The organism is Streptomyces sp. NPDC107454 (assembly GCF_055582885.1).
Map to the genome: position 1 here is coordinate 41,547 of NZ_JBVJPA010000019.1, position 20,493 is coordinate 62,039.

The 20,493-nt window shown below is 70.7% G+C and carries 20 protein-coding genes; 10 read left to right on the plus strand and 10 right to left on the minus strand.

Annotated features, from left to right (window positions below; genetic code table 11):
- Positions 1-56: 56 nt before the first annotated feature.
- Positions 57-833, minus strand: coding sequence for an amino acid ABC transporter ATP-binding protein (locus tag ACZ69M_RS39705; protein ID WP_384915644.1), 777 nt, complete (start codon positions 831-833; stop codon positions 57-59).
- Between the two features lie 297 nt (positions 834-1,130).
- On the opposite strand from ACZ69M_RS39705, the gene ACZ69M_RS39710 reads away from it, so the two are divergent.
- Both ACZ69M_RS39710 and ACZ69M_RS39715 read left to right on the plus strand, forming a co-directional pair.
- Positions 1,131-1,817 (plus strand): response regulator transcription factor, encoded by a 687-nt coding sequence (locus ACZ69M_RS39710; RefSeq protein ID WP_470057761.1) that lies wholly within the window; start codon positions 1,131-1,133, stop codon positions 1,815-1,817.
- Between the two features lie 9 nt (positions 1,818-1,826).
- Positions 1,827-3,236, plus strand: coding sequence for a sensor histidine kinase (locus ACZ69M_RS39715; protein ID WP_470057762.1), 1,410 nt, complete (start codon positions 1,827-1,829; stop codon positions 3,234-3,236).
- Between the two features lie 42 nt (positions 3,237-3,278).
- Here ACZ69M_RS39715 and ACZ69M_RS39720 read toward each other — a convergent pair whose 3' ends face one another.
- Complete coding sequence (locus ACZ69M_RS39720; RefSeq protein WP_470057764.1) at positions 3,279-4,277, minus strand: TAXI family TRAP transporter solute-binding subunit; 999 nt, start codon at positions 4,275-4,277, stop codon at positions 3,279-3,281.
- Positions 4,278-4,508: 231 nt separating this feature from the next.
- On the opposite strand from ACZ69M_RS39720, the gene ACZ69M_RS39725 reads away from it, so the two are divergent.
- On the plus strand, positions 4,509-5,000 hold the full coding sequence (locus ACZ69M_RS39725; protein WP_470057766.1) for a pyrophosphohydrolase domain-containing protein: 492 nt from the start codon (positions 4,509-4,511) through the stop codon (positions 4,998-5,000).
- Positions 5,001-5,024: 24 nt separating this feature from the next.
- On the opposite strand, the gene ACZ69M_RS39730 is transcribed toward ACZ69M_RS39725, so the two are convergent.
- Together ACZ69M_RS39730 and ACZ69M_RS39735 are read right to left on the minus strand one after the other, a co-directional pair.
- Positions 5,025-6,284 carry a cation:proton antiporter gene (locus ACZ69M_RS39730; RefSeq protein ID WP_470057768.1) on the minus strand — a complete coding sequence of 420 codons (1,260 nt, stop codon included), beginning with the start codon at positions 6,282-6,284 and terminating at the stop codon, positions 5,025-5,027.
- A 4-nt stretch (positions 6,285-6,288) separates the two neighbouring features.
- Entirely contained in the window at positions 6,289-6,774 is a 486-nt protein-coding gene (locus tag ACZ69M_RS39735; RefSeq protein ID WP_168496318.1) for a cation:proton antiporter regulatory subunit, read from the minus strand.
- 244 nt (positions 6,775-7,018) lie between these two features.
- Here ACZ69M_RS39735 and ACZ69M_RS39740 point away from each other — a divergent pair, with 244 nt between their 5' ends.
- Both ACZ69M_RS39740 and ACZ69M_RS39745 read left to right on the plus strand, forming a co-directional pair.
- The gene (locus tag ACZ69M_RS39740) at positions 7,019-8,095 is read left to right on the plus strand and encodes a HAMP domain-containing sensor histidine kinase (protein WP_470057770.1); all 1,077 of its coding nucleotides are present in this window, start codon (positions 7,019-7,021) and stop codon (positions 8,093-8,095) included.
- A 32-nt stretch (positions 8,096-8,127) separates the two neighbouring features.
- Positions 8,128-8,811, plus strand: a complete 684-nt coding sequence (locus ACZ69M_RS39745) for a response regulator (protein WP_470057928.1) — start codon at positions 8,128-8,130, stop codon at positions 8,809-8,811.
- Between the two features lie 92 nt (positions 8,812-8,903).
- On the opposite strand, the gene ACZ69M_RS39750 is transcribed toward ACZ69M_RS39745, so the two are convergent.
- From ACZ69M_RS39750 to ACZ69M_RS39760, 3 genes are all read right to left on the minus strand, one after another.
- Positions 8,904-9,380, minus strand: coding sequence for a hypothetical protein (locus tag ACZ69M_RS39750; protein ID WP_470057772.1), 477 nt, complete (start codon positions 9,378-9,380; stop codon positions 8,904-8,906).
- 604 nt (positions 9,381-9,984) lie between these two features.
- Positions 9,985-11,844: a M1 family metallopeptidase gene (locus tag ACZ69M_RS39755; protein WP_470057774.1), complete on the minus strand. Its 1,860-nt coding sequence runs from the start codon at positions 11,842-11,844 to the stop codon at positions 9,985-9,987.
- Positions 11,845-12,162: 318 nt separating this feature from the next.
- The gene (locus ACZ69M_RS39760; protein WP_470057930.1) at positions 12,163-12,768 is read right to left on the minus strand and encodes a DUF6817 domain-containing protein; all 606 of its coding nucleotides are present in this window, start codon (positions 12,766-12,768) and stop codon (positions 12,163-12,165) included.
- Between the two features lie 67 nt (positions 12,769-12,835).
- Here ACZ69M_RS39760 and ACZ69M_RS39765 point away from each other — a divergent pair, with 67 nt between their 5' ends.
- Positions 12,836-13,336: a GNAT family N-acetyltransferase gene (locus ACZ69M_RS39765; protein ID WP_470057776.1), complete on the plus strand. Its 501-nt coding sequence runs from the start codon at positions 12,836-12,838 to the stop codon at positions 13,334-13,336.
- A gap of 35 nt (positions 13,337-13,371) precedes the next feature.
- Here the strand turns inward: ACZ69M_RS39765 and ACZ69M_RS39770 are convergent, their stop codons facing one another.
- Complete coding sequence (locus ACZ69M_RS39770; protein ID WP_470057778.1) at positions 13,372-15,309, minus strand: serine/threonine-protein kinase; 1,938 nt, start codon at positions 15,307-15,309, stop codon at positions 13,372-13,374.
- Between the two features lie 155 nt (positions 15,310-15,464).
- Here ACZ69M_RS39770 and miaB point away from each other — a divergent pair, with 155 nt between their 5' ends.
- Entirely contained in the window at positions 15,465-16,994 is a 1,530-nt protein-coding gene (gene miaB / locus ACZ69M_RS39775) for a tRNA (N6-isopentenyl adenosine(37)-C2)-methylthiotransferase MiaB (RefSeq protein ID WP_470057780.1), read from the plus strand.
- A gap of 72 nt (positions 16,995-17,066) precedes the next feature.
- Positions 17,067-17,786: a class III extradiol dioxygenase subunit B-like domain-containing protein gene (locus ACZ69M_RS39780; RefSeq protein ID WP_470057782.1), complete on the plus strand. Its 720-nt coding sequence runs from the start codon at positions 17,067-17,069 to the stop codon at positions 17,784-17,786.
- Between the two features lie 246 nt (positions 17,787-18,032).
- Here the strand turns inward: ACZ69M_RS39780 and ACZ69M_RS39785 are convergent, their stop codons facing one another.
- The gene (locus ACZ69M_RS39785; protein ID WP_054229864.1) at positions 18,033-18,296 is read right to left on the minus strand and encodes an antitoxin; all 264 of its coding nucleotides are present in this window, start codon (positions 18,294-18,296) and stop codon (positions 18,033-18,035) included.
- A 24-nt stretch (positions 18,297-18,320) separates the two neighbouring features.
- Positions 18,321-18,614 (minus strand): hypothetical protein, encoded by a 294-nt coding sequence (locus ACZ69M_RS39790; RefSeq protein ID WP_470057784.1) that lies wholly within the window; start codon positions 18,612-18,614, stop codon positions 18,321-18,323.
- Between the two features lie 183 nt (positions 18,615-18,797).
- Here ACZ69M_RS39790 and miaA point away from each other — a divergent pair, with 183 nt between their 5' ends.
- Complete coding sequence (miaA, locus tag ACZ69M_RS39795) at positions 18,798-19,736, plus strand: tRNA (adenosine(37)-N6)-dimethylallyltransferase MiaA (RefSeq protein WP_470057786.1); 939 nt, start codon at positions 18,798-18,800, stop codon at positions 19,734-19,736.
- Positions 19,737-19,844: 108 nt separating this feature from the next.
- On the plus strand, positions 19,845-20,447 hold the full coding sequence (locus tag ACZ69M_RS39800) for a hypothetical protein (protein ID WP_470057932.1): 603 nt from the start codon (positions 19,845-19,847) through the stop codon (positions 20,445-20,447).
- The last annotated feature ends 46 nt before the right edge of the window (positions 20,448-20,493 follow it).

The window sequence follows — 20,493 nt, forward strand, 5'->3', positions numbered from 1 at the left end:
GGGGAAGAGACGCAGGCCTTCAGGCCTGGGCTTCAGTGATGAAGAAGCGCAGGCCGTCAGTGGTGAAGGATCTTCGACAGGAAGTCCTTGGCGCGGTCGCTGCGGGGATTGCTGAAGAACTGGTCCGGCACGGCCTCTTCGACGATGCGGCCGTCGGCCATGAAGACCACCCGGTTGGCAGCCGAACGGGCGAAGCCCATCTCATGGGTGACGACGATCATCGTCATGCCGTCGCTCGCGAGCTGCTGCATGACCTCCAGGACCTCGTTGATCATCTCGGGGTCGAGCGCCGAGGTCGGCTCGTCGAAGAGCATGACCTTGGGGTCCATCGCCAGCGCCCGCGCGATCGCGACCCGCTGCTGCTGACCGCCCGACAACTGCGCGGGGTACTTGTCCGCCTGGGTGCCCACACCCACCCGGTCCAGCAGTGCGCGGGCCTTCTCCTCGGCCGCCTTCTTGTCGGCCTTGCGGACCTTGATCTGACCCAGCATCACGTTCTCGAGCACCGTCTTGTGCGCGAAGAGGTTGAAGGACTGGAAGACCATTCCCACGTCGGCCCGCAGCCGGGCCAGTGCCTTGCCCTCGTCGGGCAGCGGCTTGCCGTCGATGGTGATGTCGCCCGAATCGATCGTCTCCAGGCGGTTGATGGTGCGGCACAGGGTGGACTTCCCGGACCCGGAGGGCCCGATGACCACGACGACCTCGCCGCGCGCGATCGTCAGGTCGATGTCCTGGAGCACGTGCAACGCGCCGAAGTGCTTGTTGACGCTCTTCAGGACGACCAGGTCCTCGGTCGCGGCCACGGCATCCTTGGCCACCGATACTTCGGTCATCGCTCTGGGGCTCCGTCCTCCTCGGTTTCGGTGGACAGTAGTGACCCCGTGCGACCAGCGTCATTACATCTGAGGGGAACTTGAGCATCACGATCCGGTAGCAATCGGACACGTGTCGTAGCAGCTGTTGCGCGGCCGCGTCCCGGCCGCGTACCGGCTGGGTAACGGAAGCCCTCCGCGACCCGAAGTCTCTTGACGCGGTCGTGATCCATCGGCGTGACTTCCTTGGTGCACACGCGTGTGCGCCGCGATCCAACAGGATCGGACCGTACGACCGATGAACCGGAGGGGGCCGGAATGAGACTGCTGCTCGTCGAGGACGACAACCACGTCGCGGCCGCCCTGTCCGCGGTGCTGGCGCGACACGGCTTCGATGTCACGCACGCCCGCAGCGGCGAGGAAGCCCTGCAGGCACTGGTTCCGGAGAGCGACGGCTTCGGTGTGGTCCTGCTCGACCTGGGCCTGCCCGACCAGGACGGCTACGAGGTCTGCGGCAAGATCCGCAAGCGCACCAGCACTCCGGTGATCATGGTCACCGCCCGCTCCGACGTACGGTCCCGGATCCACGGCCTCAACCTCGGCGCCGACGACTACGTGGTGAAGCCCTACGACACCGGTGAACTGCTCGCCCGTATCCATGCCGTCAGCCGGCGCAGCGTGCCCGACGACGCCGCCGGCTCCGGCGACACCGCGCTGCGGCTCGGGCCGGTCCGTATCGAACTGCCCACCCGTCAGGTCAGCGTCGACGGTTCGGCGGTCCAACTGACCCGCAAGGAGTTCGACCTGCTGGCGCTGCTCGCCCAGCGGCCCGGGGTGGTCTTCCGCCGGGAGCAGATCATCAGCGAGGTGTGGCGCACCAGTTGGGAGGGGACCGGGCGCACCCTGGAGGTGCATGTCGCGTCCCTGCGTTCCAAGCTGCGCATGCCGGCGCTGATCGAGACCGTGCGCGGCGTGGGGTACCGGCTCGTCGCTCCCACGGCGTAGCGTGCACCGGTGCGCACCCGCCTTCTTCCGCTGCTCATCGTCCTGATGGCAGCCGTGCTGCTCGCGCTCGGCGTCCCGCTCGCCGTGAGTGTCGCGGCCGCCGAGCAACAGCGTGTGGTCGTCGACCGCATCGACGACACGGCACGCTTCGCCGCCCTCGCGCAGTTCGTCACCGACCAGCCGGCCGGCGGCTCCCGGGTGGGCACGACGGACGAGCGCGGGGAGACCCTGCGCAAGGAGCTCGTCGCGTACTACGAGGTGTACGGCATCCGTGTCGGCGTCTTCTACCGCGACCTCGCGCCCATGGCCAACGCGCCCGAGAACTGGTACCTGGCCGCGAAGGGCGAGGGGCGTGACGCCTTCAACGAGGCGCTCCTGGGCCGCCGCAGCCACGACCCGGAGCAGGTCTGGCCGTGGCAGCGTGGCCGGCTCGTCGTCGCCTCGCCGGTCATCCGGGACGGTGACGTCATCGCGGTCGTGGTCACCGACTCGCCGACCGGACAGATGCGTTCGAAGATCCTGCACGGCTGGGTGATCATCGGTGCGGGTGAGGTCGCCGCGATGCTCCTCGCCCTCGGCGCGGCGCTGCGGCTGACCGGCTGGGTGCTCAGGCCCGTGCGCGTCCTCGACGCCACCACCCACGACATCGCGACCGGGCGGCTGAAGTCGCGGGTCGCGGTCGCAGGCGGTCCACCGGAACTCAGACGCCTGGCCCGGTCGTTCAACGAGATGGCGGACAACGTCGAAGACGTCCTGGAACAGCAGCGCGCCTTCGTCGCCGACGCCTCGCACCAGTTGCGCAACCCGCTCTCGGCGCTGCTGCTGCGCATCGAACTGCTCGCGCTCGAACTGCCGGAGGACAATGAGGAGATCGCGTCGGTCCGCACCGAGGGCAAGCGCCTCGCCGAGGTCCTGGACGACCTGCTCGACCTGGCGCTCGCCGAGCACGCCGAGGCGGACCTGCGGCTGACCGACATCGGTGAGCTGGCGGCCGAGCGCGTCGCGTCCTGGTCACCACTGGCCGACAGCAGGGGCGTACACCTGACCGGCACCTGCCCGGCCACCACCGCCTGGGCCGACCCGGTCACCCTGTCCAGCGCTCTGGACGCGGTGATCGACAACGCGCTGAAGTTCACGCCCGAGGGCGAGGACGTCGAGGTGGCTGTCGCGTCGAACGGTGAGGTCTCGACGGTCGTCGTCACCGACCGCGGTCCGGGCCTCAGCGACGAGGAACTGGCCCGCATCGGCGACCGTTTCTGGCGCAGCGCGGGGCACCAGAACATCAAGGGCTCGGGCCTCGGCCTGTCCATCTCGCGGGTGCTGCTCTCGGCGGGCGGCGGCTCCATCGCGTACGCCCGTCACGAGCCGCACGGTCTCAAGGTGACGGTGACGGTGCCGAGGTCGCGGCCCGAGTCGTGAGCGGGGCGGCCAGGGCCACCGGGGCCGACGTGCTGGTCGCCGCTACGGCTTGACCGAGCGGTAGTAGCGCCGGGCGCCCTCGTGCAGGGGCAGCGGGTCCGTGTAGATGGCCGTGCGCAGGTCCACCAGCTGGGCCGCGTGCACCTGACGGCCGATGCCGTCGCGGCTGTTGATCACCGTACGAGTGAGTTCCTCGGTGAGCCGGGCGTCCGAGTCCTCCCGGGTGATCAGGAAGTTCGCCACCGCCAGCGTCTGCACGGACGAGCCCTGCTGGGCCTCGGGGTAGGCGTCGGCGGGCATCACCGCGGACCGGTAGTAGCGGGCCGCGCCGCCCTGCTCGTGCAGCTTCGCGACGAGGTCGCCGGCGATCGGCACCAGCCTGACGGCGAAGTGCTTCGAGAGCTGCTGCACCGCGCTCGTCGGCAGGCCGCCCGACCAGAAGAAGGCGTCGATCCTGTGTTGTTCGAGGAGGTCCGGCATGGTGCCGATGCCGTCCGGAAACGGCTTGATGTCCTTCGCGGAGTCGAGCCCGGCCGCCTGGAGAACATGCTCCGCTATCAGCCGTACCCCGGAGCCGTCCGGCCCCACGGCGACCCTCTTGCCGCGCAGGTCCGCCACCGACTGCACGGACGAGGAGCGCGGGACGACCAGGTGCACATAGTCGTCGTACAGCCGGGCACAGCCGCGCAGTTGGCCCGATCCCGGCTTGTTCTCCAGGATGTACGTCTCGACCGCGTCGGCCGCCGCGATGGTGAAGTCGGCCTGGCCCGTGGCCACCCGGCGGACGTTCTCCTGCGAGCCGTCGCTGTTCTTCAGCCGGACGTCCAGGCGCGGCATGTCCTTGGCGAGCGCGGTCTGCAGGAGTGTGCCGTACTTCTGGTACACCCCGGTCGGGGTGCCCGTGCTGAACGTGATCCTGCCGCCCGGCGACTCCTCGCCCAGCGGCAGCAGCCACCACAACAGCAGCCCGGACACCACGAGCGCGGCGGCCGAGCCGAACAGCGCGCGGCGCCGGTCGATACGGGGGAGTGGCAGGAACATGCGCGCGATCCTGCCAGCCGGGGGGCCGTCCTGACCAGGGCGGGGCCGAGAGAGGGCGAGAGAGGGCGAGAGAGGGCGAGAGAGGCCGTGAGGGGGGCGTGAGGGGGCGGGAGAGGTGCGGCAACGGGTCGGCGGGGGCCGGGAACTGAGCTCGGAATGGTCGGAGGGGGTAGGAAACCGGGCCCGGAATGGTCGGAGGGGGCAGGGAATCGGGCTCGGTAGGGTCGGCGGATGCAGACCTCGCCCGACTCCCCGGTCACTACTTCCGAGTCTCCCGATCCCTCCCCCGCATCTCCTCCCCCCGCGTCTCCCTGCGCCGCGTCTCCTTCCCCCGCTTCCCTGGTCCGTGAGTTCCACCTCGCCTTCGGGCTCGACGCGCGCAGCACGCCGACGGAGGTCTCCCCGGCGCTCGCCGCCCACCGGGGTGAACTGCTCGCCGAGGAGGCCGCCGAAGTCGCCGAGGTCTCGGTCTCGGGCCCGCTGGACCGGCTGGCGCACGAGCTGGCCGACGTCGTGTACGTGGCGTACGGCACCGCGCTCGTCCACGGCATCGACCTCGACGCGGTGATCGCCGAGGTCCACCGCTCCAACATGACGAAGCTGGGCCCCGACGGCCGCGTCGCCCGCCGGGCCGACGGCAAGGTCCTCAAGGGGGAGCACTACCGGGCGCCGGACGTGTCGCAGGTGCTGCGGGGGCAGGGGTGGAGAGGCGCGGACGCGTAGGCCCCTCTGCTCGATCGGCCCGGCTCAGTCCCCGACGGCGGTCTGCTGCCGCACCTCACCCTCCGCCTCGGGCTGTTCCGGTTCCGCCTCCTCGGGCTGTGCCGCGGGGCCCCGGCGCCCGGGGAGACCGAACCGGGCCGTGAGCCGTTCGGCCAGCGGCTGGGTGTAGCGGGCGGTGAGCGGGCCGAGTACGACCAGGATCAGGACGTACGCCGTGGCCAGCGGGCCGAGCGAGGGTTCGATGCCGGCCGTGACCGCGAGCCCGGCGATGACGATGGAGAACTCGCCGCGCGCGACCAGCGCGCCGCCCGCTCGCCACCGGCCACCCACGGAGATACCGGCCCGGCGCGCCGCCCAGTACCCGGTGGCGATCTTCGTCAGAGCCGTGACGACGGCCAGCGCGAGCGCGGGCAGCAGCACCGGCGGGATGCTCGCCGGGTCGGTGTGCAGTCCGAAGAAGACGAAGAAGATCGCCGCGAAGAGGTCCCGCAACGGGCTGAGCAGCGTGTGCGCGCCCTCCGCGACCTCCCCGGACAGGGCGATGCCGACCAGGAACGCTCCGACGGCCGCGGAGACCTGGAGCTGCTGTGCGATGCCCGCGACGAGGATCGTCAGGCCCAGCACGACGAGCAGCAGCTTCTCGGGGTCGTCGCTGGAGACGAAGCGGGAGATGACACGGCCGTAGCGGACGGCCAGGAACAGGACGAGTCCGGCGGCTCCCAGGGCGATCGCGAGCGTCACACTGCCCGCGGCCAGCCCGACCCCGGCCACCAGCGCGGTGACGATGGGCAGGTAGACCGCCATCGCCAGGTCCTCCAGGACGAGGATGCTGAGGATCACCGGTGTCTCCCGGTTGCCCACCCGCCCCAGGTCGCCCAGCACCTTGGCGATGACACCGGACGAGGAGATCCAGGTGACGCCCGCCAGGACCACGGCGGCCACCGGACCCCAGCCGAGCAGCAGCGCGGCGGCCGCGCCGGGCAGGGCGTTGAGGGTGCAGTCGACCAGGCCCGAGGGGTAGTGGGCCTTGAGGTTGGAGACCAGATCGCTGGCCGTGTACTCCAGGCCGAGCATCAGCAGGAGCAGGATGACGCCGATCTCGGCGCCGGTGGCGACGAACTCCTCGCTCGCGCCGAGCGGGAGCAGCCCGCCCTCGCCGAAGGCGAGACCGGCCAGCAGATACAGCGGGATCGGGGAGAACCGCAGCCGGGCGGCGGCCCGCCCCAGCAGCCCGAGACAGAGGATGATGGCGCCGAACTCGATCAGCAGAACAGCAGAGTGCACGCGCTCACTCCCGTCCGAGTATCGCCGCGGCGCCGTCGACGCCTTCGCGGGTGCCGACGACGATCAGGGTGTCCCCGCCCGCCAGCCGGAAGTCCGGGGTCGGCGAGGGGATGGCCTCGGCGCGGCGCAGCACCGCCACCACCGACGCGCCGGTCTCGGTCCGCATCCGGGTCTCGCCCAGCACCCGGCCGTTCCAGTGGGAGGTCGCGGCGATCTCGATGCGCTCGGCGATCAGCCCGAGGTCGGTGGTGTAGAGCAGGCTCGGGCTGTGGTGGGAGGGCTTGAGCGCGTCGATCAGCGAGGCCGCCTCGCCGCTCGTCAGCCGCAGCGACTGGGCGCAGGAGTCGGGGTCGTCGGCGCGGTACACGCTCACGGTGCGGGCGCCGTCGCGGTGCGCCACCACCGACAGGTGGCGCTGTTCGCGCGTCATGAGGTCGTACTGGACCCCGATGCCCGGCAGTGGCGTCGCCCTAAGGCGTGGCGTGGACATGATCTCCCCTTGTTCATCGAGTCGGTTGCTCATCGCGTCGTGTCACTCATCGCGTCGTGTCACTCATCGAGTCGCGGTCCTGCGTTCCCGTGCAAATCGGTCATGCTGCCATCCCCCGTACGGTGGTGACATGGGTGTTGGCACGGATGGACACGGCCGCTCGACAGACGCGAAGCTGACCGGGACAGCGGCGTCGCCGCAGCTCGGAAGGGCCGGAGGGACAGGAAGGGACGGACAGAAGAACGTGTCGCTGTTCCGGCGGATCTTCCTGCTCAATGCCGCGGGCCTGACCGTGGCCACCGCGCTGCTGCTGGGCCCGGTCACCGTGTCGACGCCGATACTGCCGGGCGAGGTGCTGGTCGTCGTCGCGGGACTCGCGGTGCTGCTCGTCGTCAACGCGCTCGTGCTGCGGATTGGGCTGGCCCCGCTGCAACGGCTCGGCCGCGCCATGGCCACCGCCGACCTGCTGCATCCCGGGGCCCGGGCACCCGTCAACGGCCCCGCGGAGGTCGCCGGGCTGATCACCACGTACAACACCATGCTCGACAGGCTGGAGACCGAGCGCGCCACCAGCTCGGCCCGCGCGCTCTTCGCGCAGGAGGGCGAGCGCCGGCGTATCTCCCAGGAACTCCACGACGAGGTGGGCCAGACCCTGACCGCCGTGCTGCTGCAGCTCAAGCAGGTCGCCGACCAGGTGCCCGGGGAGCTGCGGGAGGAGGTGCGGCAGGCGCAGGAGGCGACCCGCGGCAGCCTGGACGAGATCCGGCGCATCGCCCGCCGGCTGCGCCCCGGGGTCCTGGAGGAACTCGGTCTGCACAGCGCGCTGCGGTCGCTGGCGGGCGAGTTCACCACGCACGGCCTGTCCGTACGTCACGATCTCGACGGAGATCTGCCGCCGCTGACCGAGGAGACGGAACTCGTGGTCTACCGGGTGGCTCAGGAAGGGCTCACCAACACAGCCCGGCACGCGGGCGCCGATCACGCCGAACTGCGGTTGCGGCGGGTCGTCGGCGAGGGCGGTGGTGACGGTGGTGATGACGGCGGCCACGGCGTCGAGCTCCTCGTGCGGGACAACGGCAAGGGCCCCGGCCGGCTGCGGGAGGGGGCGGGGATCAGCGGTATGCGGGAGCGCGCCCTGCTGATCGGCGCCGCGCTCTCGATCGAGGCCAGGCCGGGGGCGGGCACCGACGTACGGCTGCGCATCCCGACGAAGACTGGGGCGAAGACAGGCGCGCAGACCGGCGCGTCGACGACAGGCGCATCGAAGACCGGCGTACCGCCGCAGCTCCGCGCCACGACCGCTTTCGAGGGAGACCGATGACGTCCGTGCCGCCCATGTCGTCCGTGTCGTCCATGTCGTCCGTGCCCGACCGGCAGCCCGGCGGGGGCCGGCCCACCCGGGTTCTGCTCGCCGACGACCACACACTCGTGCGCCGTGGCGTACGGCTCATCCTGGACGGCGAACCGGACCTGACCGTCGTGGCCGAGGCCGGGGACGGTGCCGAAGCGGTCGCGCGGGCCCGCGACACGGACGTGGACCTCGCCGTCCTCGACATCTCGATGCCCCGGATGACCGGACTCCAGGCGGCCCGCGAACTCTCCCGCCGCCTTCCCGACCTGCGCATCCTCATCCTGACGATGTACGACAACGAGCAGTACTTCTTCGAGGCGCTCAAGGCGGGGGCCTGCGGTTACGTACTGAAGTCGGTCGCCGACCGCGATCTGGTCGAGGCGTGCCGGGCGGCGATGCGCGACGAGCCGTTCATCTATCCCGGCGCCGAGACCGCGCTCGTACGCACCTATCTGGAGCGGATGCGGCGCGGCGAGGCGCTGCCCGTGCGGACCGTCACCGACCGCGAGGAGGAGGTGCTCAAGCTGGTCGCCGAGGGCCACACCACGAAGGAGATCGCCGAACTGCTCTACATCAGCGCCAAGACCGTGGAGAGCCACCGGGCGAACCTGCTGCAGAAGCTCGGCCTGCGCGACCGTCTCGAACTCACCCGGTACGCGATCCGGGCCGGGCTCATCGAGCCGTGACCCGGGCCGGAAAGGGAGAGGCTCGCCCCTGGCGGGAAAGGGAGAGGGCCGACCCGTGCACGGGTCGGCCCTCTCTTGGCGGTGCCGCCGGATCACTTCACCGTCACGACGACGGTAGGCGAGACGACCTTGCCCGCCATGACCCGAAGCTGCTCCTTGCCCTTGTTGTTGAACTTGGTGACCAGGGAGTAGCTGCTGCCGTTCTTGAGCACGGTGCTGGACTTCACCGCGGTCCACTTACCGTTGTGCATGCGCATCAGCACCACCTTGGTGCCGACCTTCACTCCCTTGGCGCGTCCGGTGAACGTCACCGCCTGGCCGACCTTCACCTGGGCCTTGCTCGCCCTGGCGGTGATCGAACCGTTGGCCATCGGCGTGCCGGTCCTGGTGGGCTTGGCGGTTCCGGTCATGGTCGGCATGGGGCTGCTGGTCATGATCGGCTTGGGCCTCGGTGAGGCCGCGCTCGAGGACGCGGCGAAGGCACCCGCCGTCCCGGCCGACAGCAGAGTGACGGAGAGCGCGCCGGCGCCGATCGCCTTGGCGCAGCGGCTGCGGAGTGTGGAATTCACGTGTGACTCCTGACGTGACGGATCCCCCCACAAACGGATCCCGCCCATATGGGCGAAATGTTCGCTTTTGAGGTTATCCACGTCGAGGCCGAGCCTGCGACCGGACGAGGGTTCGATCCCTGTGTGAAAAGCATCAAAAAACCCTCACTATCGGACAAAAACGCCTGATCGGAGGCCCTTGCGGAGGGTTACGAACTTCTTACCCAGCGTCCATGGCGGCCGATGAGTCCGCGGAGGTCAGGAGAGAGGGCGCATATCCGCGCCGTACACCGTGAGGTAGTCCGGGACGACGATCCGGCTCGCCGGGGACTCCCGGTGCACCTCCTGGCGCCCTCTGGCGGGCCGTCCACCCGGCTGCGCGCCCCGCGGCACCGGGGAGTGCGGACGGGGCCCGCCCGCTGGACGGACCGACCCGCCCGTGGTCGGTCGTGTACGGCGAGGGCCTCGGCCAGTAGACGTGGGTCGATGCAGTGACGCCGGTCCGTGGGCCGAGGTCACGACGCCGATCCGTGAGTCGATGTCACGCCCCTGATCACTCACGCCCGGTCGTCGGTTCGCCGCGGATGACATTCCAAGGGGTCGACCGCGGCGAACCGGCGCCGAATCAGCCGTCGATGCGGTGCTGGGTCCAGAACGAGGTCAGGTCCGTGGTCGTGGCGGCCTGGGCGGCCGCCTTGAACTCGGCCGTGGTCGAGACGCCGTACCAGTGCGAAGTGGCGTAGTCCTTCAGCAACTTCGCCATGACGGTGTCACCCAGGACGCGCCGCAGATCGTGCAGGGCGCACTTGCCGTAGCCATAGACGACGGTGGAGTACCGGGAGGAGTGGGCGTCCCAGTAGGCCATCGAGTTGGTGATCTTCTCCGCCGTCGAGGCCCAGGAGACGCTGTTCCAGCAGTTCGTGCCGGTACTGCCCAGCGCCAGGTCGGTGGCGTAGTCGGTGAACGCCTCGTCCAGCCACGGGCTGTTGTACTCGTCGTCGCCGACGATCCCGTAGAACCACTGGTGCCCGATCTCATGGGTGAGCGCCGTCGTGGAGACCAGGTCGAGGACGAACCCCGGGTACTCCATGCCGCCGAACCAGAAGTTGTTGTCGATGACGGCGTCCAACTCGCCGTACGGATAGGCGCCGAAGCGTCCCGCGTGGGTGTCCACCGCGGTCTTCGCGGTGGTGAGCATGGACTGTGCGCTGGACGAACTGATCCCCGAGACCGAGTAGATGTTGATCGGGGTGCCCGCCGTCGACGTACCCGAGATCTTGGTGAACGGGCCCGCCGCCCAAGCGAAGTCACGGACCTTGGAGGCGGTGGCCGTGGTGACCGTGCGTCCACTGGATCCGGGGGTGTCCACCGAGGTGCCCGTGGCCGGGACCAGCAGGGTGGTCGGGTGGTCGAGGGTCACCTTGAAGTCGGCGGCCAGGGAGTAGAACGACTCACCGTTGTTGGTGTACGGGTCCAGGTGCCAGCCCGAGCCGTCCTTGATGGCGAGAACCGGCAGCGCGTTGCCGATCATGCTGAACGCGCCGTCGTGGCCGAAGCGGTCGGCGCCGCTGGGGACGGTGATCCCCAGGTCGAAGCCGATCGTGGTCGACTGGCCCTGCGCCAACGGGGTCGGGAGGGCGATCTGAAGGGCCGTGCAACCGACCGACAGCGCACCCGCGGTGCCTCCGGTGACGTTGCTGACCGCGATCGGCATCGCGGAGCAGGTGCCGTGGTAGTTGTCCCACAGCCTCAGGTACACCTCGCTGAGCGGGGTGGAGGAGGCGTTGGTGAACGTCGCGCTCTCGTGGCCCGTCCAGACCGTGCCGCTCGTGTCGCTGCTCAGGCTGACGGTGTACGAGGGGGCGGCCGGCGTGCGTGTGGAGTCCGCCGGCGGGGTCGTGCCGCCGGAGGTGTCGAGGGCGATGTCATCGAGGACGAAGCTGGTCTGGAGGCTGGAGTCCTCGGTCCCGGTGAAGGCGAGGCTCACGGTCTGGCCCGCGAACGCCGACACGTCGAACGACTTCTGTACGTAGCCGGTGGCCTTGTTGAGGTTCGAGTACGTCGCCAGTGTCGTACTGCCGATCTTCGCCGTCAGCTTGTCGTACGCGGTCGACGAGGTCGTCTCGGCGGTGTCGATGTGCAGCCAGAAGGTGAGCGTGGCGCTGCTGCACCCGGACGGGATCGTGACGCTCTGCGAGAGGGTGTCGGTATGGGTACTGCCGACACCGTTCAGCCAGGCGAAGCTGGTGCCGCCATGGGCGCTCTGACCGGAACGGCTGGTGATCACGGTCGACGACGACTGGGTCCAGGGCGAAGTCCCGCTCTCGAAACCACCGTTGGTGACCACCTGGGCCGGAGTGCAGTCGGCGGCCAGTGGTGCCGTGGGCGGCGCGGCTGCCGCCGGGGTGACAGGGAGCAGGGCGGCGGCCAACGCGGCGATGCCCAGTGCGCTCGCGGCGAGGGCCTTGTGGGGGGTCGGTCTCACACGAAACTCCTTTGAGGCGGCCGGGATTCCGGCCTGCTCGGTGGCCGCCCTGACGGCCTGGGTGCGCCGGGGGCAGCCGGGGGCTGCGCGCATCGCTTGCGCGATCGCTGGGGTGAGATTTCCGTTGCGTCTCCCCGTGGTCGGGGCGACGGCTGCGGGAAGCCTGGCAGATTTGACCGGGTCATGCCATCAGTGACGGGTAAAAGTGTTCGCTGACCTGAAGTGTTCGGGCTCCGCCCACGGCCGTGCGCGGTACGAGTCCGTCGAACCGTGTGATCAGTGATGCGTGCTGAGTGCTGAGTGCTGAGTGCTGAGTGATCAGTGATCCGGGAGCGCGGCGTGCGGGCCGAGCCGGCGGGTGCAGGCGTCCCGGGCCGGGGCGGACAGCAGGTCGCCCGCTCCGGTGAACAGCCGGTACAGGGACGGGCCGTACCGTTCGGCCAGCTCGGCGTTGTGGGCCAGGACATCGAGCTCGTTGGCGGCGGTGATCTCCAAGAACGCTCGCAGGTCGTCCTCCGCGGGGATGTGCTCGCGGCCGGTGAAGCGATCACGGAACACCACGGGCCGATCGCCCCCGATCTGGGGAAGGACGGCGCCGCGGTCGCAGCTCGCGTAGAGGTACACCAGCGCCTCGGCCCGGTCGCCGATCAGCTCCGCCAGGGTCGCCCGCTCGGCGACCGGCAGCAGGTGCGGGTCGAAGCCGTCGGTCCCGTACGCGGCATGGCACAGCCCCGCCGCCTGGACCACGGGGTCACCGCCCCAGTCGGCCAGGATCCGCCGGACACGGCCGAGATGCTCCAGCAGTGTGCCGCCCGGATGCGGCATCTCGGCGGTGCCCCGCGCACGTAGGAAGGCTTCGGCACGCGACCACCGGGACGCGTCACCGTCGCCCGTCACTTCGGGAACTTCGCGTACTTCGGGCATTTCGGTCACTCCGGCCTCCTCGGGATGGGGATTCAAGGTCTCGGCAGGCCACTGAGAGACTCCCACCATGGAGACGAGTGCGGGGGCGGACCGGATCAGTCCGGGGCGGTCAATGGAATGGGAGCTGCGCTCCGCGGAGCAGGCGGATGTCGAGGTGATCGCCGAGCTGCGGGCGACGGTGATGCGCCCGGACCTTGAGCGGTTGGGCCGGTTCGACGAGCGTAGGGTCCGCCGGCGGCTGCGGGAGTCCTTCTCCCCGGGGCACACGTCGGTCGTCATCGCCGACGGCGACTTCGCGGGCTGCGTCACGCTGAGGCCGGCCGAGGACGGGCTGTGGCTGGAGCACTTCTATCTCGTCCCGGACTTGCAGGGCCGGGGACTCGGTTCGGCGGTCCTGCGTACCTTGCTGGACCGCACCGACGCCGACGGCCTGCCCGTTCGTCTGAATGTCCTACAGGGCAGCGCCGCCCGGCGACTGTACGAGCGCCACGGGTTCACCGTGGAGGTTCAGGACCCGATCGACGTCTTCATGGTGCGACGACCGGGCGCGGGCATCCCCGCCCCGTGAGGGGAGAGGCCCATCAGGGATGAAGGGGCCTGTTCCTAGGCCGCGTTGCGCCAGACCTTCACGTCCAAGGTGGCGTACGTCGTCCCGGACGAACCCCGATATGTCACGAGCCCCACGTGCCCCGTCCCGCTGACCACGCACATCTGCTGGCCGGCGGTGAGGTCCTTGACCCAGATGTAGCTCTTGTAGCCGGTCGCCGCCTTGCACGCGTCCAGGCTTCCCTGCCGTCCCACGGGCAGCAGGGCGAGGGAGCTGCCGGAGTCGGTGCCGGGGGCGAGGACCGCCCCCGAGGAGTAGACGGCGTACGTCAGATCCTCGTCAGAGGTCCCGGTGTCCGCCTTGGACCGCACCGGAGTGTCCGCGAGATACAGGTCGTGGCTCGCGGTCATCCGGATCCCGGCGTACGCCACCGGAACGGGGACCGTGGGGGCCGCGGGCTTGCTGGACGCGACGGTCGGGGGAGCTGAGGTAACGGTCCGCGTGGGCGTCGGGGGCCCCGAAGGGCTCGGCGGCAGAGCGGACTTGGCCGTCTTGGGCTTCTTCGAGGCCCGGGGTGACGGGGAGCCGGACGCCGACGGCGAAGCCTCGGCGGGCGTCGCCGACTGCGACGCGGCCACGTCCTGTGCCCGGTTGTCGTTCTTGTCGCCGTCCCCCGGGACGAGCAGCAGCGCGGTGGCCGCCCCGCCGGCGACGAGTACGACCGCGGCTGCCGCCAGTACCCAGCCCCGGGCCTTGCGGCCCTTGCCGCCCGTGCCCACCGAGGAGGTCTGTGCGGCGTCCGGCTCCTGCGGCTGCTGCCAGGGATGCGGAGCGTAGGGACCCGGCGCGGCCCCTGGCCCCATCACGAAGGGTCCGGGCAGCGCGGCGTGGGACGGCGCGGTGGGGGAGTAGGCCATCGGAGGCCCGAAAGCGCCGGGACCGCCGGGACCGCCGGGACCGAAACCGCCGGATCCAGCGGGTCCGAAAGCCCCCGAAGGCCCCGCGCCCCCGGAGGTCCCCGAAGCCCCCGAAGCGTGGGCGTCCGCAACCTCCTCCGCCCGGGCCCGATCGGCGCCTTCGGCGCGAGCCGCGATACCCGCCGCCAGCTCACCCGACAGCCACGCCCCGGACGCGGACCGCGCTTCGGCACCGAGATCCGCCTGGATCGTCTGGACGGAGCGTATGACCTCCTCGACGGAAGGCCGCTCGGCGGCGGGCTTGCGCAGACACCGTGCCACCAGCTCCCGTATCTCCACCGGCACGCGGCTGAGATCGGGCTCCTCGTGCACCACCCGGTAGAGCACCGCGTGCGGATCCCCGTCCCCGAAGGCGGCGCGGCCCGTCGCCGCGAACACCGCGGTCTGCCCCAGCGCGAACACGTCGGCCGACGGCATGGCATCCCCGCCGAGCACCTGCTCCGGCGCCATGTAGGCGACGGTTCCCAGGGCCGTGCCGCTCATCGTCACCGACGTGGCGTCCGCGGCCCGCGCGACACCGAAGTCGATGACCCGCGGGCCGTCGGCGGCGAGCAGCACGTTCGACGGCTTGAGGTCCCGGTGCACGATGCCCTCGCGGTGCACCGCCTGCAGTGCCTCCGCGACACCGGCGATCAGCCGCAACACGGTGTCGAGGGGCAGCGGCCCGTGATCGCGTACCGCGTCGGCGAGGGAAGGCCCCGGCACATAGGCGGTCGCGCACCACGGCATCGACCCCCCGGTGTCGCTGTCGACGACCGGAGCCGTGTACAGCCCGTGCACCCGGCTCGCGGCGGCCACCTCGGCCTGGAACCGCTTCCGGAACTCGGCGTTCTCGGCCAGCTCCGGCCGGATCACCTTGACCGCGACGGCCCGCCCGCCCGGCGTGTGCGAGAGATAGACCCGTCCCATGCCCCCGGACCCGAGCCGGGCCACCAGCCGGTAGCCGCCGACAACCCGAGGATCGCCGTCCTCCAGAGGCTGGAAACTCTCCACATCGGCCCCACCGTCGCTCAACACGCCCCACTCCACCCCGAGATCCGTTCTGTGGTGCCCCATTGCATCACGGGCCCCCTCGTCCCCGTGGGGACGGCCGCCGACCTCGTGGCCGGGCCCGGCCCGCTCCTCGAAGCCCTCGGACGGGGGCTCTCCCGAAACCGCCTACCCTTGGAGGCATGACCAGCAGCAGCGACCGGAGTCAGGCAGTGGACGTTCAGGAACCCAAAACCTATGAGGTGCGCACCTACGGGTGCCAGATGAACGTCCACGACTCCGAACGGCTCTCCGGGCTCCTCGAAGGCGCCGGTTACGTGCGCGCGCCCGAAGGGTCCGACGGTGACGCGGACGTCGTCGTCTTCAACACCTGCGCCGTCCGGGAGAACGCCGACAACAGGCTGTACGGCAACCTCGGCCGCCTCGCGCCGATGAAGACGAAGCGCCCCGGGATGCAGATCGCCGTCGGCGGCTGCCTGGCCCAGAAGGACCGCGACACCATCGTGAAGAAGGCGCCCTGGGTGGACGTCGTCTTCGGTACGCACAACATCGGCAAGCTGCCGGTCCTCCTCGAGCGCGCCCGCGTGCAGGAAGAGGCGCAGGTCGAGATCGCCGAGTCGCTGGAGGCGTTCCCGTCCACGCTGCCGACCCGCCGCGAGAGCGCGTACGCGGCCTGGGTCTCCATCTCCGTGGGCTGCAACAACACCTGCACCTTCTGCATCGTCCCGGCGCTGCGTGGCAAGGAGAAGGATCGCAGGACCGGCGACATCCTCGCCGAGATCGAGGCACTGGTCGGCGAGGGCGTCTCCGAGATCACACTGCTCGGGCAGAACGTCAACGCGTACGGCAGCGACATGGGCGACCGCGAGGCGTTCAGCAAGCTGCTGCGGGCCTGCGGGCAGATCGAGGGCCTGGAGCGGGTCCGGTTCACCTCCCCGCACCCCCGTGACTTCACCGACGACGTCATCGCCGCCATGGCCGAGACTCCGAACGTGATGCCGCAGCTGCACATGCCGCTGCAGTCCGGTTCGGACCCGGTCCTGAAGGCGATGCGCCGGTCCTACCGGCAGGACCGCTACCTCGGGATCATCGAGAAGGTGCGCGCCGCCATTCCGCACGCCGCCATCACCACCGACATCATCGTGGGCTTCCCCGGCGAGACCGAGGAGGACTTCGAGCAGACCATGCATGTGGCGAGGGAGGCCCGCTTCTCGGCGGCGTTCACGTTCCAGTACTCCAAGCGCCCCGGCACCCCGGCCGCCACCATGGAGAACCAGATCCCCAAGGAGGTCGTCCAGGCGCGCTACGAGCGTCTCGTCGCCCTCCAGGAGCAGATTTCCTGGGACGAGAACAAGAAGCAGGTCGGCCGCACCCTGGAGCTGATGGTCGCCGAGGGCGAGGGCCGCAAGGACGGCGCCACCCACCGCCTCTCCGGCCGTGCGCCCGACAACCGCCTGGTCCACTTCACCAAGCCCGACCAGGTCGTACGCCCCGGTGACGTGGTCACCGTCGAGGTCACCTACGCCGCCCCGCACCACCTGCTCGCCGAGGGCGCCGTCCTGGACGTGCGCCGCACGCGCGCGGGGGACGCCTGGGAGAAGCGCAACGCGGCCGAGGCGCCGAAGCCCGCCGGTGTGATGCTGGGGCTGCCGAAGATCGGTGCTCCGGAGCCGCTGCCGGTCGCCACCGGCAGCGGGTGCGGCTGCGACTGACCCCGGGACGGCTGCGACTGACCCCGGGACGGGAGGCTCCCGGACCGGCCGCGCGGGGTTACGCTGCCGATCATGCTTGTAGCCGCCGCAGTCTGCCCCTGTCCGCCGCTGCTCGTCCCCGAGGTCGCCGCCGGTGCGGCGCCGGAACTGGCCGCCGCGCGCGCGGCCTGCACGGACGCTCTGGGGGTACTGGCCGCCTCGCGCCCCGACCTGCTGGTGGTCGTCGGGCCCGCCGAGCAGAGCGGGCGCGGGCCGTACCCGCAGGGGACGCCGGGCTCGTTCCGCGGGTTCGGTGTGGACCTCGACGTACGTCTCGGGGGAGGGACGTCGCTTGCCGGGGCGCCGGAGCGTCCGCTTCCGCCCTCGCTCGCCGTCGCCGCCTGGCTGCTGGAGCGCACAGGCTGGTCCGACGCCCCCGTCGAAGGCCTTGGGGTGGGAGAACCTCTCGAGGCCGAGCGCTGCGTCCAGGCGGGGGCGGGGATCGTCGCGCGCGCCGACCGGGTGGCCCTGCTGGTGATGGGTGACGCCAGCGCGTGCCGGACGCTCAAGGCACCCGGCTATCTCGACGAACGCGCGGCGGGCTTCGACGCGGAGGTCGCCCGGGCGCTGGGTACGGCTGATGTGGCGGCCCTGAAGGCGCTGGACGCCGAGCTGGCGTACGAACTGAAGGTCTCCGGGCGGGCCCCCTGGCAGGTCCTCGCGGGCGCGGCCGAGGGTGCGGACCTGGGCGGTGCCCTGCTGTACGAGGACGCGCCGTACGGGGTGGGGTACATGGTGGCGGCCTGGTCCTAGGTGGCCTCGAGGTCCTGGGGGGTCGTAGCGGTCCTGGGGGTCCAAGCGACCCTGGGGCTCCGACCGAGAAGGCCGTCGGCCGACAGAGCCGAGCCTCGATACGGCCGGCTGGACACGGTGGCCCGGACATCGCGGTGCGGACACGGCGGCCCGGACAGGGCGGCCCGGACACGGCGGACGGCCGGGAGCCCGGTGTGCTCCGCGGCCGTCCGCCGATGTGTGCTGATATGTATCGATATGTGCCCGTCAGGGCGTCGGAGGCGGTGGGGGCACGTCCGGCGGCGGCGTGGCGCCGTCGGTTTCCTTGTGCGCGAGTCGGTCCATGGCGCCCTTGGCCTTGCCGGTGCCCGTCTGGATCTTGTCGCTGTACTTGCCCTTGGTCTTTTCGTCGACCACCTTCGCGGCCTTGTCGAGACCGTGCGTGACCTTGTCCCCGTGCTGTTGCGCGAGGTCCGAGACCTTGTCCTTGGCGGGTGCCAGTTTGGCTTTCAAATTGTCCAGGAGACTCATGGTCCACCTTCCCTCGCGGGACAGTTACGTGCGGGCGCTTTCGCCGGCCTCGTTGTCCGCGGCCTTTTCGGCGGTCTGCTGCTGGGGGATCTCGACGTCATCCTTGGCGGTGGTCTCCGCGGGCTCGGTCGCCGCGACCGCGCCTTGACTCTCGGAGCCTCCCGGGCTCTCGGAGCCTTCGGACTTCTCGGATGAACCCTTCGCCTCCTCCGTCACCTCCGCCTCGGGATCGGCCGTTTGCGTGTCGGCCTGCACCGCGGCGGTTGACGCCTCCTCCGTAGCCTTCGACCTTCCAAGAAGTCGTGCAAAAACGCCCATATCCACTCCATACGTTACTCGTGAGGGCGAAATTCCGCGTCACCCGGTGCGTCCCATTGCGTCGCACGGGTCACCGGCTCTCGAAAACCGGCGGCTGGAACCTCGCAACAGGCAACGACCCCGGGCTCGTGGCGTCACGTAGCTCGTTCGAGAAGAGGCCTCAAGGTTTGCGAGACTGGGGCGGTGAGTAGCGCACCCTCCACCCCCCGTGTCATCGCCGTCGTAGGACCGACCGCCGCAGGAAAGTCCGATCTGGGCGTGTACCTCGCCCAACGGCTCGGCGGCGAGGTCGTCAACTCCGACTCCATGCAGTTGTACCGAGGGATGGACATCGGTACCGCCAAACTGACGCCGCAGGAGCGCGGCGGGATCCCGCACCACCTCCTGGACATCTGGGACGTGACCGTCACGGCCAGCGTCGCCGAGTACCAGCGGCTCGCCCGCGCCCGCATCGACTCGCTGCTCGCCGACGGCCGCTGGCCGATCCTGGTGGGCGGCTCCGGGCTGTACGTCCGTGGGGCCGTCGACCATCTGGAGTTCCCCGGCACCGACCCCGAGGTGCGGGCCCGGCTGGAGGAGGAGCTCACGCTGCGTGGCTCCGGAGCGCTTCACGCGCGTCTGGCCATCGCCGATCCGGAGGCCGCGCACGCGATCCTGCCCAGCAACGGCCGCCGTATCGTCCGCGCCCTCGAGGTCATCGAGATCACCGGAAAGCCTTTCACCGCCAACCTCCCCGGCCACGACTCCGTCTACGACACCCTGCAGATCGGCGTCGACGTCACGCGCCCCGAGCTCGACGACCGCATCGCGCGCCGCGTCGACCGCATGTGGGAGGCGGGGCTCGTCGACGAGGTGCGTGCGCTGGAGGCGCGCGGACTGCGTGAGGGGCGTACGGCCTCGCGTGCGCTCGGGTATCAGCAGGTGCTCGCGGCGCTCGCCGGGGAGTGCACCGACGCCGAGGCGCGCGCCGAGACCGTACGCGCCACCAAACGCTTCGCGCGACGTCAGGACTCCTGGTTCCGGCGCGATCCCCGGGTGCACTGGCTGAGCGGCGCTGCGGCGGATCTCACAGAACTCCCGCAGCTCGCCCTGGCGTTGGTCGAACGACCGGTCACAGCCTGATCACGTCATGGCATCGGGACGCTCCGGCCGCCGTCCGGGCCTTCGGCGCCGTGCCATCATCGAGCTTCGATCGACCAAGTGGAGTCCGAGTTGGGAGGGCGCGTGGCGATGGAGGCCGGCCCTCGCGACACCGCACAGGACGCGGAGCACGACACCGCGCAGGAGCAGCAGAAACCGCAGGAACGGCTGGAACCGCTGGAACCGCTGGAACGTCAGGATTTCGTCGGAGACCGACCGGGCCCCGACGGGGACCTGCTGGGCGGCGACGGTGAGCGGCTCGGTGGCGGCGGTGCTCCGCTGAGCTCCGACGGGCCCGACGAGCCTTCCGGCGGTGTGAGCGCCGACGGTCCGGCACCGGACGAGATGGTGCCGGCCGAGGTCGAGGTCGAGCTGCGCCCGCAGCGGCGACTGCGGATCTGGCAGCTCGCGCCGATCGTGATGCTGGCCGCGACGGGCTCCCTGATGTTCGCCTTCCCGCTCGCCTTCGAGTTCGGTGACGGCGGTGCGGTGGTCGCCATGCTCGGCCTGCTGATCTGCTCGTGCGCCGCGGGCTGGGGCATGATGGCCGCCCGCCGGGTCGGCTACGTCTGGCCGGGCCTGCCGCCGAGGGGCACCGGCCGCCGTCTGGACTGGCGCGTCGTGCTCGCGTACGTCGTGGTGGTCGTGGCGGTGGCGGTACTCGCCGTCTGGCGCGTCGCCCGCCTCCGCTGAGGTCCGCCTTCACCTGGTCCCCTGCCGCGACCGTGGTGTCGGAGCG